Origin of the sequence: Helicobacter saguini (assembly GCF_000762875.2) — a bacterium.
In the GTDB taxonomy this organism is placed as follows: Bacteria; Campylobacterota; Campylobacteria; order Campylobacterales; family Helicobacteraceae; genus Helicobacter_A; species Helicobacter_A saguini.
On the sequence record NZ_JRMP02000009.1, the window covers coordinates 60,702 to 74,195 of the forward strand.

Annotated in this window: 12 protein-coding genes; 4 read left to right on the forward strand and 8 right to left on the reverse strand. The window is 33.2% G+C overall.

What is annotated here, in order from left to right; genetic code table 11:
* Window positions 1-220: 220 nt before the first annotated feature.
* From purC to LS64_RS13220, 3 genes are all read right to left on the reverse strand, one after another.
* Window positions 221-1,114 (reverse strand): phosphoribosylaminoimidazolesuccinocarboxamide synthase, encoded by an 894-nt coding sequence (purC, locus tag LS64_RS06805; RefSeq protein WP_237416228.1) that lies wholly within the window; start codon window positions 1,112-1,114, stop codon window positions 221-223.
* 22 nt (window positions 1,115-1,136) lie between these two features.
* The gene (locus LS64_RS06810) at window positions 1,137-2,084 is read right to left on the reverse strand and encodes an NlpC/P60 family protein (RefSeq protein ID WP_052062718.1); all 948 of its coding nucleotides are present in this window, start codon (window positions 2,082-2,084) and stop codon (window positions 1,137-1,139) included.
* A gap of 112 nt (window positions 2,085-2,196) precedes the next feature.
* Window positions 2,197-3,093, reverse strand: a complete 897-nt coding sequence (locus LS64_RS13220; protein ID WP_238699473.1) for an NlpC/P60 family protein — start codon at window positions 3,091-3,093, stop codon at window positions 2,197-2,199.
* A 163-nt stretch (window positions 3,094-3,256) separates the two neighbouring features.
* Between LS64_RS13220 and LS64_RS06825 the strand changes: the two genes are divergently transcribed.
* Together LS64_RS06825 and LS64_RS06830 are read left to right on the forward strand one after the other, a co-directional pair.
* On the forward strand, window positions 3,257-4,363 hold the full coding sequence (locus LS64_RS06825; RefSeq protein ID WP_034573858.1) for a phospholipase A: 1,107 nt from the start codon (window positions 3,257-3,259) through the stop codon (window positions 4,361-4,363).
* 67 nt (window positions 4,364-4,430) lie between these two features.
* Window positions 4,431-5,462 carry an aminoacyl-tRNA hydrolase family protein gene (locus tag LS64_RS06830; protein ID WP_052062720.1) on the forward strand — a complete coding sequence of 344 codons (1,032 nt, stop codon included), beginning with the start codon at window positions 4,431-4,433 and terminating at the stop codon, window positions 5,460-5,462.
* On the opposite strand, the gene LS64_RS06835 is transcribed toward LS64_RS06830, so the two are convergent.
* A complete protein-coding gene (locus LS64_RS06835; RefSeq protein ID WP_034573860.1) occupies window positions 5,463-9,566 on the reverse strand; it encodes a restriction endonuclease subunit S in 4,104 nt (1,367 codons plus the stop codon).
* Between LS64_RS06835 and LS64_RS06840 the strand changes: the two genes are divergently transcribed.
* Window positions 9,502-9,792, forward strand: a complete 291-nt coding sequence (locus LS64_RS06840; protein ID WP_034573863.1) for a hypothetical protein — start codon at window positions 9,502-9,504, stop codon at window positions 9,790-9,792. The genes LS64_RS06835 and LS64_RS06840 overlap by 65 nt on opposite strands.
* Here LS64_RS06840 and LS64_RS12435 read toward each other — a convergent pair.
* From LS64_RS12435 to LS64_RS06855, 4 genes are read right to left on the reverse strand one after another with little or no spacing between them, the layout of a single operon-like run.
* A complete protein-coding gene (locus LS64_RS12435; RefSeq protein ID WP_160662232.1) occupies window positions 9,752-9,901 on the reverse strand; it encodes a hypothetical protein in 150 nt (49 codons plus the stop codon). The two genes, LS64_RS06840 and LS64_RS12435, sit on opposite strands and share 41 nt — an antisense overlap.
* Before the next feature lie 51 nt (window positions 9,902-9,952).
* Entirely contained in the window at window positions 9,953-10,687 is a 735-nt protein-coding gene (locus tag LS64_RS06845; protein ID WP_118949138.1) for a hypothetical protein, read from the reverse strand.
* An 11-nt stretch (window positions 10,688-10,698) separates the two neighbouring features.
* Entirely contained in the window at window positions 10,699-10,971 is a 273-nt protein-coding gene (locus tag LS64_RS06850) for a type II toxin-antitoxin system RelE family toxin (protein WP_034573229.1), read from the reverse strand.
* The gene (locus tag LS64_RS06855) at window positions 10,964-11,323 is read right to left on the reverse strand and encodes a hypothetical protein (RefSeq protein ID WP_034573231.1); all 360 of its coding nucleotides are present in this window, start codon (window positions 11,321-11,323) and stop codon (window positions 10,964-10,966) included. The genes LS64_RS06850 and LS64_RS06855 overlap by 8 nt, the downstream gene beginning before the upstream one ends.
* A gap of 92 nt (window positions 11,324-11,415) precedes the next feature.
* On the opposite strand from LS64_RS06855, the gene glyS reads away from it, so the two are divergent.
* Window positions 11,416-13,479 (forward strand): glycine--tRNA ligase subunit beta, encoded by a 2,064-nt coding sequence (glyS, locus tag LS64_RS06860; RefSeq protein ID WP_034573233.1) that lies wholly within the window; start codon window positions 11,416-11,418, stop codon window positions 13,477-13,479.
* The last annotated feature ends 15 nt before the right edge of the window (window positions 13,480-13,494 follow it).

Genomic DNA, 13,494 nt, shown 5'->3' on the forward strand with positions numbered 1-13,494 from the left:
ATATTAAAAAATACTTCATTTACCCTAAAAACTCCAACAAACAAGCATTAAGATAAAATCCAACATAACAACTGGGACTTTTGTAATTAATGTTAGATATTTCTATAGTTTCTATATTTAATAATTTTACTATTCAAAAATTAGAATTTTTAGAATATAAGTGCAATGTGAGAATATATGACATCTACTCACAGGTTTGATTGTTTTTATAATTAATGTATCAATTAGTTTTTAGTCGCTCTAAAACCTCTTTATACGCGCTAACAACATTGCCTAGATTTTGGCGGAAAATGTCCTTATCCATTTTTTTATTTGTCTTTTTATCCCACAAACGACAGCTATCAGGGCTAATCTCATCGGCTAGTAAAATCTCGCCCTTATAATGACTATTCTTGCACGAATTACCGCTAAACGCACTCAAAGAGCGACCAAATTCGAGCTTAAAATCAATCAAATTTAGCCCAGCTTTATCAAAATATTCACGCAAAATTTCATTAACTTTTAACGCAGAAAGTTTCAATATTTCTAACTCTTTGCTACTTGCAATGCCCATCATAAGACAATGCGAGTGCGTGATTATCGGGTCGCCCAAACTATCATCTTTGTAGTAAAACTCCACAAGTGGCGAATGCAACGGCGTATCCTTTATGACTAGCCCTTCTTTTATCCCAAGCCGCTTAGTTAGGCTGCCTGTCGCGATATTTCGCACGACCACTTCAATGGGAATAATTTCCACTTTTGAACATAACATAATATTAGAATCTAAAGTCGCAATGTGATGTGTTTTTACACCCTTGCTTTCAAGTAAATTGAAAATTTGCGTTGAAATCTGGCAATTTAACGCGCCCTTGCCACTTTCGCTACTTTTTTTCTGTGCATTAAACGCGGTCAAATCATCTTTAAAATACGCCAAAACAACATCTTGCGGATTAATTTTTAGGCTAGATTCTATAGCTTTATTAGAATCATTCGCACTAGATTCTATATTTTTAGAATTATTTTTAGAATCTTGCAATTTAGATTCTATTGCTTTCATAGAATCTTGCGTAACCTTGTAAAGCCGCTTGCCTTTCCCTTCATACAATAGATTTTCTTTTTTTATTAAGTCCTGCATAATTGTCCTTTGAAATTAGATTCTATAAATATCGCCTTGAACCTTTGTAATTTTTGACCCAATATGAGCTATGCAAATTATCGATTTTAACAAACTTGCCGCGACCTGGTGCGTGGATAAATTTGCCATTGCCGATGTAGATTCCCACATGATTTACGCCCTTGCCATTATTTGTGAAAAAGACTAAATCGCCCACTTGAATGTCCTTTTTTGGCACAAATTTCCCCGTGTTAAACTGCTCAATTGAGCGGCGTGGCAAATCTAAGCCATTTAGCCGATACACCGCGCGCACAAGCCCACTGCAATCAAAGCCGCTGCTGCTCTCCCCGCCCCATTTATAAGGCACGCCAAGATAGCTGTGCGCGTGTTTTACAAGGCTATCGCGGACATTTTTGGTGATATTATCGGCGTCTTTTTTCGCACTTGTAGTTTTAGATTCTGTAACTTTTGGCTTAGAAATATTAGGATTATTAGTAGTTTTAGAATCTTTAGAATCTAAACTCTTTTTTAGTGAATTTATCGCATAACTTTGCGGCGTGATTAAGAAAAAATCATCAATTAGTCGCTGTGCCTGCAGTTTTGCCGCACTCTCTCGCGCCTGTGCTTCGTTTAAAAAATTGCCAAAACGCACTTTATACATATCATTTTCTTTGAAAAAAAACGCATCAAGCCCCTTTTTATTCAAATAATCCGCCAAATTCCCAGCGTTTTTTATGTCCTTAAAACTGCCGACTTGTATGCTGTAGGCGAGATTTTTCACACCAGAATCTTTAGATTCTATAGTCACGTTTTTAGAATCTTGAGTTTTAGATTCTATAACTTTTGCCTTAGAATCATTAGGATTTTTAGAATCTTTTTTAGCAAATTCTTTAATATTTTCCTTTTTTACCATTTTGTCATCAGCACATAAAGGACTTAAAATCATGCTCAAAATACAAGATAAAATGAGAATATAACGCAAAATTTTCATTACACAACCTTAAAATTTACATTGCAATTTTATCATTTAAGTGTGAATTTTATAACGTTTATTGTGCAATGTTTATAAGTAAAAACCTTTAAAATTCTAAACAATATAGAATCTACTTTAGATATTTCCTTGCACCTTTATAAATTTTTCTCCATTCCTCATCTTGTAAATTATCTATTTGCACACTTTTGCCTTTGCCTGGTGCGTGGATAAACTTATTATCTCCTATGTAGATTCCAACGTGATTTATACTTTGAGATTTATTTTCAACAAAAAATACCAAATCACCTGGTTGTATTTCACTAAATGGAACATAATAACCCACCATAGATTGCTCTCTGCTTGTTCTTGGTAAATTTAATCCATTCAATTTATATACCGCTCTAGTCAATCCACTAGAATCAAATCCGCTAGAGTTACTTCCACCCCATTTATAAGGGACTCCTAAGTATTGTTTTGCATCATTTACTATTTTTTGTCGTACAGGTGAGATGTCATTTTGGGTTTCATTTTGTGCTATTTGTGTTTGTGTAATAGTTTTATTGTCTTTATTATGTGTCTCGGTAGTTGGTGGCATAATTTCATCTAGATTTATATCTTCGAGTATAACTTCGTCTTTTTGTGTATTATTAGCAATATTTTGGCTTTCATTTTCAATAGTTTCTATTACTACCTCATCACTTTCTACTATTACAGAATCTGTTTGTGTCGTAGGATTATTAATTAAATAAGTATCTGGACTTACAATATAAAAATCATCGATAATATTTCGCTCTAATAATTTTAAGGCTTCATTTCTAGCCTCTTGCTTACTTGAATAGTTACCAAATCGCACTTTATACATTCCATCTTCTTTAAAGAAAAAGGCATCAAGCCCTTTTTTATTTAGTGAATCTGACAAATTACCAGCATTTTCAAGACTTTTAAAGCTGCCTACTTGTATGCTATACATAATGTTTGTAATGCCATTTTCTGCATATAAAAACATACTCAATACAAAAACACTCACTAACAAAAGTATTTTTTTCATATCAATCCTTTGAAGTAAAATTTTTAGAATCTTAACATTTAAATTTTAAGTTTTTTGAATTTAATATTTTAATATTACATTATCATTATGTAAGTTTTATAATTGCGTATTATAATTTTACTTTTACAAATTAGAGGTTTCAATGAAAATTGTTTATTTATTTATATGTTTTATAGGTTTAATGTTTGCTGGAATAAAACAAGAATCCACAAATATAGAATCTACAAACACACAAAACACAGAACAAACACCCCTAACAAAAGAGCAACTTAAAGAGCAAAAACGTCTAGCCAAAGAGCAAAAGAAAAAAAACAAATCCCCAAAAGCCGTGCAACGATGGCTTGATAAAACCTTCCCTGTCGATGAAACCACAATGAAAGAGTATGATTCTATAAAACTTCCGCCCACGCATTTTGCCAAAATCGACACTAAGGCACTAAATATGAGCTTTAAATTCTATGAGCCGTGGTATTTTATGCCCACATATACGAGCCTTACGCCCACTTATGATGATAAAAGCCTAACTCGCACTGAAATTAAATCGCAGGTTAGTTCTCGCATCGAGTTTATAAACGATGTGCTTTGCAAGTTTTGCGCATTTAGCTTTGATTTGACCTTTAAGATATATTTGCAAAGCTACAATGGCGTGCAAAGTTCGCCCCTGCGGGATTTTGACCTTAGTCCAGGATTGAGCTTTCTTTACAAACGCCCGCTTGCCATAAATGGCGGGGCTGGCGGCTATATCACTTGGCTTAGCATAGCCTATGTGCATGTGAGTAATGGCGAGAAAGAAAATGTGATAAATGACATTAGGCAGGGCACTCCGCAGTGGTCGCAAAATCGCAATTTTGTGCGTAGTAAAAGCCTTGATAGATTTATCGTGGATGCAAACTATCGCTACAAAGATTTAAATGTGCGGCTGCGCGCTTGGGGCTATCCAAACCTTGTCGCCTTTGATGGACCTGCTACAAATAGCGATGTGAGCGACTATATGGGCTATGGCGATGTGCGTGTGAGCTACGCGTATAAACGCAATCTTTTTGAGTTTTATATGAATAATATTTTTGGGAATTATTTTTCGCGTTCATTTTGGCAGTGGAAGGGGCAAGTAGAGCTAGGATATAGCTTTGCGATAACGCGCCAAATTGCGTTATATGTGCAGTTTGTGGGCGGTCATGGCGATAGCCTTTATGAATACAGCCTGCCTGTCGCTCGCGTAGGTATCGGCGCACGACTTAAAGACTGGTAGAACTTTAAGATTGGATTCTATAATTTTGCTATTTTTATAGAATCTATTTTAAATTAAAAGGTAAAAAATGCAAACGATTTTAATTGTAGGCTTAGGGAATATCACCGCAAAATACGCACGCACACGGCATAATATCGGCTTTATGTGCCTTGATAAAATTACAAGTTTGATAAATAATGAAAGTGCAGATTCTAAAGTAGATTCTAATGATTTGGAATCTAGGCTCAATTCTAAAAAAGGCATTGCACGTTGGAATTTGCATAAAAATTTGCAAAGTATGTGTGCGGAAGTTTCGCTAAGTGATTTTTTATCGCCCTTGTCGAGCAATATTAGCGCGTTAAAAGAGCTAAAAATGTTTAAAAAGCTAGATTCTAACGAGAAGATTCTAGAATCTTTTGAATCTAAATTGCAAGAAATAAGTTCTAAATTTTCTAACTTTAATGTGCTTTTAGTTGCACCTACGACTTTTATGAATAATAGTGGAGTAGCTTTTGAGAAGATTAGCAAAAATTATAATATTATGAAAAGCATTGTTATTTTTGATGATTTAGATACGCGATTTGGCAGCGTAAATTTTCGCTTGGGCGGCAGTAGTGGCGGGCATAATGGCGTAAAATCAATAGATGTTTTTTTTAAAAAAGAATATTTGAAAGTAAAACTAGGCATTGCGGCAAATATTTTTTTAAACGATAAATATTTTAATGCTGTAAGTGCGGAAAATAGGGAAAAGTTTAGCAAAATTTGCGAGATTTTTAAGGAGACTTTGGAATCTAAGTTACACTTTTCTCCTAATTTTAAGACGCGTTCTTTTAATCAAATCTTTAATGCGAAAATACTAGATTCAATAAAAAATATAGAATCTTATTTTAAAACATTGAATTTTAACACATTGCATAAAAGCTATAATGATGATATTGCAAATTATGTTTTATCGAACTTCTTACCGATGGAGAGTTATGAAATTAATAATATTTTGGAATATTCAAGCTTTGTTATTTTCTTGCTAATTTTTGAACTTTTTACGCGTTTAGATTCTAATAATGTTGATTGTGTTGAATCTTTTATGCCTTTTGATAGTTATAATGTTCGGTTTAAGTGATTAGTTTGAGTTTAGATGTGTATTTAGGATTTCTTGTGTTTTGTTTTCTAGGGTTTGTTTTATGGAATCTAGTTGCGTGATTTTAGATTCTATAAAGTCGATTGTTTGTGCGATTTTTTCTTGGGACTCTTTACTTGGTAAATTTATTTTTAGATTTCCTACTCGCTCTATACTAGCTCTTAAAGTCCTGCTAAACCCTGCTTTAACGCCACTATATTCTAAGATAAATTTAAGATATTTTGCATTATTTTTAGCCTCATTCACTTGCAACACTCCGCAGTGGTCTGTTGGATAAAAAGGCGTATTTTTAGGGATAAAGCCGACAAGCCAGTCGCCATCAATTCCCCAAAGGACAGAATCTTTATCATAATTTTTCAAAATTTCTTTATTGATAAAGCCAAAAGGCTTAAGCACATTTGCACTAAAAACAGGTATTTTTCCATTTGGTAGCAATTCACTATCTAGCACCCTTTTGCCTATTTGCAAGGTAAAAAGCTCGGTATTGTTTAGCTTGTAAGTTTGTTGATTATTTTGTATGGTTTCAAATGTAGGTTTTATAGAATCTAAAAGGGCTTTTAGTGTTTTTAAATCTTGTTTGTTTAGGGTGGATTCTAAGGTAGGAGTGTTATTAGATTCTATATTTTTAGAATCTGTTTTTTGCGTAGGCAAAGTAGATTGTATATTTTTAGAATCTTTATTGATATTAGAATCTTTTAGTAAGTTAGATTCTATATTTTGTATATTTTGTAGTGTGGAATCTAGGGAATGTGTAGGCTTAGATTCTATAATTTGGCAAAAATATAAAATTTGTTGTATTAAAAGCTTATAAGATTCTATCAAATTTGAAAGCATAGAATCTAATTTCTCTACTTCTTGGCATTCTTTAACGATTTGCTTTTGTATTTCAAGTGGTGGCAGCGGGATTTGTAATTGTGATAAATTTGTTCTTGTAATTTGTGGTTGTGCTGTGCCTGTAATCACGTATTTTATATTTGTTAAAGGTAAAATATAAACTAAAAATTTTTTTAGAATCTTTTTAGAATCTAAAGGCGTTATAATCATAGCGTTGCCTGTTATCCAAGATTCTGGTTCTGTAAAATTTATAGTTCCGCAAGTCGCACCCCTGCAAGTCATAGCGACTTCAGAATCTTTATGATTATATTCATTGTAATATCCTATAACTCCATTTGCTCCATAAACCTTATATTTTCCATTATCTAAAATTTCCGCACTTGTAATAGTTTTTGGTTGATACATTTTGCAAATAGATTCTAACTTAATTAGCGGATATTTACAATTAGCAAAAGGATTAGATTCTATACTTCCGCTTTTGCTTGATATATTTAAATTTATCGCCTTGTCAAATTCAACTTTGCTAAAGTCTATACAATCAATTAAATTTGTATAAAAGGCGTAAGATTCTAAGTCTTGTGGGATTTCATTATTAAAAGCAGTATTTTGCAAAGAAATATTAAAGGCTTGTTTGATTAAAAAATTTAGCTTATTTGTATTATTTATATTTTCCCTTTCAAAAAGTGGGGTAAGATAGGGCGTATTTAGCTCTTTTAAGCCTTCATTGCCTTTTTTATTACTCCATTCATAGCCTAAGAATCTTTTTTGCTCTTTTAAATCACTAGGCGATTTTATCACTAAAATCTTTCTTTTATAAGCTAGCGCGAAATATAAAAGCTTTTGCTTTTCTATCTTTAGGGCGTAGTTTAAAAGGGCATTTAGTTTTAAGTCTTGCTTAGAATCTGAATCTTTATAGCTTTTAGATTCTATAAGTTTTTTGTATTCATTTGATTTTATAAAGCTATCATTGTAGTCTTTTAAAATCTCAATGCGATTTAAATCTCGCTTTCCGCCCGATAAAGTAGAAATATTAGAATCTAAAAAATCTAAATAAGATTCTAAATTAAAGCCCCTAAATTCACAATATGCTTTTAGATAATCTTTTGTTTTAAAATCATCATTTGCTTTTAGATTTTGTGAATCTAGTCTATTTTGCAATTCTGCGTAAGTTTTTGAAATGTATTCTTTTTCATTAAAATTTAAGCTTTCGTGCTTTTGCAAAAATAAAATAATGGTATTTGTCCCTGTCGCTCCAAAAGTAACACTGCCTAATTCTACTATGGCTATAATAAAGAAATTTTGCAAGATTATTTCACGCGCTTTTTCATAAATGCCACCTTTATTTAAAAGGGAGCTAGGTAAGATTATCGCGGCTAGGGCGTTATCCCTTAAAAGCTGCTTTGCTCTTTCGATAAAAAAGCATTCTATTGTATTATTAGATTCTATATTTATATCGGTGTTAAAAAGCGTGTAGGTCTTTTTTGATTTTGCACTTAGCGTTTCTAAAAAGCCTTTAACTGAATAGGGTGGATTAGCTATTAAAATATCAAAGCTGTGGGGTTTTATTTGTATTTTTTGCTTTTCCTCATCGCTTACCTTTGGATTTGCCAACTCAAAGCTAGATAAAGCGTCAGCGTATAAAATATTAATTTCACTTTGTCCATACATTGCACTTGAAACCTTTGCGACTTTGCTTAGTCTGTATTCTTTTTCTATACCATAGATTTGTTTGTGGTGTTTTTTAGAATCTTTTTTGTTTATAAAATTTTTAATTGTATTTGCATAAGTGTTTAAAAAATGTCCAGCTCCACACGCAAAATCTAGCACTTTTGGAATCTTAGAATCTAATATATTTTCTAAAGGTAAAGAATAGATTATAAATTCGCATATTTGAATGGGTGTGAAAAATTGTCCCTCATCTTGCTTCATCCCTTTTTGCAAAAATAATTCAAAAAGATTTCCTAAGAATTGATTTGTTGAGTTTTGCGTAAGTTTAAAGGGGGCAAAAGATTCTAAGACTTCTTTTAACACAAGAGCATTTTTTAAAAACAATTCTTTATTATGCACTTCTAAAAAGGCAAAGTCGTTATTTGAGTAGAATTTAAGCTGCTTTATATAATTTTGCATAGTTAATTTTAAGTGTTTTATAGAATCTTTGTTATTTGTTAGATTTGTAAAATCTTTATCTATATCATCATTTGATACAAAAGTGATTTCTTCGCCTAAGAATTTACCCATAGCGTTTTTATAAAGTAGCATTAATCTATCTTGCATATCCGCAAAAGTATCCGCCATAACGCCTAAGTAGCTAAATTGTAAATTTTGTGTGTTATAAATTTCATCATAGATTTTACATAAAAAAAGATTGACAAGTTTATCAAAGGCGTTTTCTTTCCCTGAAATATTATGCTTTCGTAAAATCTTAGCAAACTCGTGATATTTGCTCTCTTCTTTTATATTTAGCTCTTTTAAGTCGTTGAATGTAAGGTTAGATTCTAAAATTTTATATGCGGTAATATTGCTTTCAAATATGCCTTTTGTATGTTTATCTAGTTTATAGCTTTCTTTCCATGCATTAAAAAGTTCTATATTATTATTTGCCTTTTTATATGAAAGCTCTAAATCATTTTCTATCAAATATGAATCATTATCTTGGACGTTTATAATGTAGTTTTCATAAATGAGTTTGTTTTGTGTGTGGTTTATAGAATCTTGTTGCGTATTTTGGTTTATAGAATCTTGCGTAGATTCTATAAAATCACTTGTATAAAGACATAGAAACTTAGTCGCCCGCTCTTGTTGCAAGTAGCTAAAAAGCTGTCCACCACTATTTAACATATTATCCCATTCTTTCTCAAATTCGCTTTTTTTAGAATCTGTTGTCTTGCACTCAATTATTAAATATGGATTATTTTCATTATCACGCACTAAAATATCTGCTTTTCCGCCCTTGTTTTCTCCGCCTAGTTTCCATTTTGGCTCTAGCTCTAAATGCTCTGGTTTGTAGCCTTTTTCTAATAATCTATTCACACATTCAAAAACTACAAAATTTTCAGCCTTACTAAAATTACTCGTTGTTTCATCATGGATTATTATTTCTTTTGGATAGATTAATTTTGTATTTTTAAAATCGACTTTTAACTCGCAGTTGTGCTGTTTAAAGTGCTTTGTGTAGATATTAGATTCTATGTTTTTAGAATCTTTTAAATTAGATTCTATATTTCGTTTAGAATCTTTTGGATTAAATTCTATGTTTTGTTTAGAAACTTCTATGTTAGATTCTATATTTCGTTTGGAATCTTTTGTAGATTCTATGTTTTTAGATTTTGAAATGTTAAGATTTTTAAAATCGGTGTTTTTAGATTCTATATTTTGTTTAGAATTTTTTAGGTTAGATTCTATATTTTTATTAGATTCTATGGCGGTATTAGAATCTTTTAGCTTAGATTCTGTGTTTTTAAAATCTTTTGTGGTTTGATTAAAGGGCTTTTCCCCCCCCCCCCCCCATTATTGTGGTGGTTAGAATCTACTTGCGGCTTAAAATGTAAAATCTCTAAAACTTGTTTGAAATTCTCTTTATTTATCATATTTCTCCTTTTAAAAGTGAATATTATAGCTTAAAAGTTGGAGTGTAGATTCTAATATTTTATGTCAAGTTTTGGCTCTTTTAGCGTTTTTGTGTGGATTAGGGCGTGTAGGTAGGATTGCAAGGCGGTGGCTTTGCGTTCTATGTCGTTTGCGTAGTTTTGGGCGGTTTTATTTATCGTAGCGTTTGACTTCCATGAAAAGCCGCTGTTATAAGACTTTAGCGTATTTTGCAAATTGCCTTTATTTATTTTTTGCCAGTAGTGCAAATTATCTAGGGCAATCGCACTAGCCAAACGCGCATCAGCAATAAGCATTTGCCCTATTACATTGCGGATAAAGGGCGTGTCCTTGTATTTTGTATATTTCTTAATCACGCTTGGGATGTGTGCGTGATAAATGCCAGCACTTGGGTCTTGGAAGTTGATTAAATACTCGCCAGCACAGCTTTCTTTCCACGCAATAGCCGCCAAAATATAACCTAAATCAAAGTCCTTTCCATAATAATACGCATAAAGCAGCACTTCATTTTGAGAATCATTAAACTCATCTAAAGCATGGCACGTGCCTTCGATTTGCAAGGTTGTGATTTCTTTAGAATCTTTGGATGATTTAGATTCTATATTTTTAGATGGTTTTTTAGAATCTATCTTAGAATCTTGGCTTTTAGATTCTATATTTTCCTTAGATTCTATAAAATCTTTAGAATCTTTAGAATCTGCCCCCGCAAATCTCGCAAATCCCCCAAAAATCAACACAAAAATCACAAAAATATAGAATCTTTTCAAAGCTAAAACCCCTAATAAGCATCCTGCCTACTTGCTATTTTTATAATTTTTATTAAAAGAATATCGCTATAAACTTCGCCTATGATTCTATAATTTCCCACACGCCAACGATATGTATTTTCTTTGCCTTGCATTTTTTTAATATTGTGCATGGAGAGCGGATTTTGCGTAGTTGGCAAAAGCACATACACAAAGTCCCTTATTTGCCTTGCTGCCATAGGATTGCCTTTTGTGATTTTGTCTAGCTGTTTTTCCGCCTTTTGCTCGACCCGCACTTCATACATTTTTTGCTTCCGCTACTAGCTCAAAGCCATTTTGCGTCTCGATTAAGCCGCATTCTTGCAATAATTCTTGTCGCATTTTTTCCTCGACTTCCTTTGGCAGTGGTGGCAGGGCATTGATTTTCTTAATAGCTGGTGAATCTTCTATCGCGTAGCTATTTTTTATCGCCTTGCGTAACCTAGCCTTTTCCTTTTTAGATACATCAAGCTTTTCAATCCTATTTAGAATCTCAATATCTTTTTTACTATAATCCCTTTGCACCTTTAGCCTTGCATCTTCACATAGTTTCACCACGCCCTTTATCGCCCTTACCAAGTCCTCATCCGCATTTTTCAATTTCAATATATAGTCCATAACAGCCCCTTTATGCAAGATTCTATAAGCTAACATTATACCTTAAAACTTATCTGCTAAAATTCCATAATTATAACGCAAAAAGGGAAAGTATGAAAACCACCACATTATTAATCGAAGTCTTTACCGAAGAGCTGCCAGCCCTTCCGCTATTAAAGGCGCAAGATTCTATCAAACAAGAATGGCTAAAAATATTGAGCGAAAATAACATAGAATCTAATGTCGAATTTTACTTTACGCCGCGCCGCCTTGTTTTAATCCACAGCGATTTTCCTACCAAAAGTAGCGAGAAAAAAGAGCAAATCTATGGCGCGCCTGTCAATATCGCCTATGATTCTAGTGGAATGCCTACTCGCGCGCTAAATAGCTTTTTAGAAAAAAACAACATCGATAAAGACGCACTACAAACGACTTTTAAAGATGGCAAAGAAGTGCTATTTTGCGAGAAAATTACCCCTGGGATAGAATCTAATTCGCTCCTAAGCACAATGGTAGAATCGTGGCTAAAAAGCCTAAACTTTGGTAAATCTATGCGTTGGGGCGATGTGGTGGATGGCTTTATCCGCCCTATTCGCAATATTTGCATACTTTTAGGAGATGAATTTATAAAATGCGATATTTTTGCCCTAGATTCTAACAATGAAATATTTTCGCACCGCCAAGCGACTAACAAAAGCAAAAAAATAAAAAACTTACAAGAATACACCGACTTTCTAAATGAAAATGGCGTAATTTTAAATCAAGAAAAACGCCGTGAAATCATCCTAAATCAAATCCAAAATATAGAATCTAAAAACAATGTAAATGTAGAAATTGATAGCGATTTATTAAATGAAATAGTGGCAATCACCGAGTTTCCAACCGCGTTAATGGGAAGTTTCAGCGACAAATTTCTTAAAGTCCCACAAGAAATGATAATCACATCAATGAAAGAAAATCAACGCTACTTTGCAGTCTATAAAGATGACAAACTTTTTAACGCCTTTATTGTCGTTAGCAACGCCTTTGTAGATGATTTTAGCCTTATTATTAAAGGTAATGAAAAGGTTTTAAAGGCGCGGCTGCACGATGCAGAGTTTTTTTATAATAATGATTTAAGTGCTAAAATGGATTTTGGGAATCTAGATTCTATACTTTTTATGCAGGGCGCTGGGAGTTTGAGTGAAAAGATTGTGCGTGAGAGAGAACTTGCCACGCAATTAGTGAATCTGCTAAAAGATTCTATAAATATAACTGATTGCCAAGTTGGCGAAATTATGCAAGCTTTAAGCATTGCAAAAAATGATTTATTAAGCCAAAGTGTTGGCGAGTTTCCCGAGCTGCAGGGCATTATGGGCTCTTATTTTGCTAAAGATGCAGGGTTTAATTTTGAAATATGCCGCGCTATTCGCGAACAATATCTGCCAAATGGACTTGATAGCTCCTTGCCTACAAAAAAAGTTAGTGCAATAGTGAATCTTGCGATAAAACTTGACAATCTTTTCACACTTTTTGCCCTAAGTAAGATTCCAACGGGGAGCAAAGACCCCTTTTCACTTCGCCGTCAAGCCGCTGGGCTGCTTAAGATTTGCCATCAATTTGATTTTGATATTAGCATTAGTGACATTTGTGCGTTATCTTCGGCGAAACATAAAAGTGCGAATCTTTTCGCGGCACTCCTTACTTTCATTACCGAGCGACTTTATGGAATCTTCGCTCACATAAATCCTAGCATTGTGCGGAGTGTGCTTGTGCGTGGCTTTGGGATAAAATCTAGCTTTGATAAGATTTTGGCTTTGGCTTGTTACCTTGATAGCGTGGATATTAAGGAAGTAATTAGCACATTTAAACGCGTTTCAAATATATTGCAAGAAGATATTTCGGCTTTAGATTCTATCGCGGTGGATATTTCGCTTTTTGAAGCGGTCGAGAGCGAACTTTATAAGGCACTGCAAGATTACAAGGCAAAGAATATAGAATCTTTAAAGCTAGATTCTGAAGGTTATTTAGCAAAATTACAAAATCTTTTTGCCTTAAAACCTTTCTTAGATAAAGTATTCGACAACGTGCTAATAAACACTGATGATTCGCGTCTAAAACAAAACCGCATCGCCCTAATCTCGCTTGTTTTCAAAGAATTTCTAACTTTTGGAGACATGCGCGAAATCTCTATTTGATAGAATCTAAACTCA

Coding starts and splice junctions, on each gene's coding strand:
- purC (WP_237416228.1), bottom strand. CDS start 1,114: ATGCAGGACTTAATAAAAAAAGAAAATCTATTGTATGAAGGGAAAGGC.
- LS64_RS06810 (WP_052062718.1), bottom strand. CDS start 2,084: ATGAAAATTTTGCGTTATATTCTCATTTTATCTTGTATTTTGAGCATG.
- LS64_RS06825 (WP_034573858.1), top strand. CDS start 3,257: ATGAAAATTGTTTATTTATTTATATGTTTTATAGGTTTAATGTTTGCT.
- LS64_RS06830 (WP_052062720.1), top strand. CDS start 4,431: ATGCAAACGATTTTAATTGTAGGCTTAGGGAATATCACCGCAAAATAC.
- LS64_RS06840 (WP_034573863.1), top strand. CDS start 9,502: ATGTTTTTAGAATCTTTTAAATTAGATTCTATATTTCGTTTAGAATCT.
- LS64_RS12435 (WP_160662232.1), bottom strand. CDS start 9,901: ATGATAAATAAAGAGAATTTCAAACAAGTTTTAGAGATTTTACATTTT.
- LS64_RS06850 (WP_034573229.1), bottom strand. CDS start 10,971: ATGTATGAAGTGCGGGTCGAGCAAAAGGCGGAAAAACAGCTAGACAAA.
- LS64_RS06855 (WP_034573231.1), bottom strand. CDS start 11,323: ATGGACTATATATTGAAATTGAAAAATGCGGATGAGGACTTGGTAAGG.
- glyS (WP_034573233.1), top strand. CDS start 11,416: ATGAAAACCACCACATTATTAATCGAAGTCTTTACCGAAGAGCTGCCA.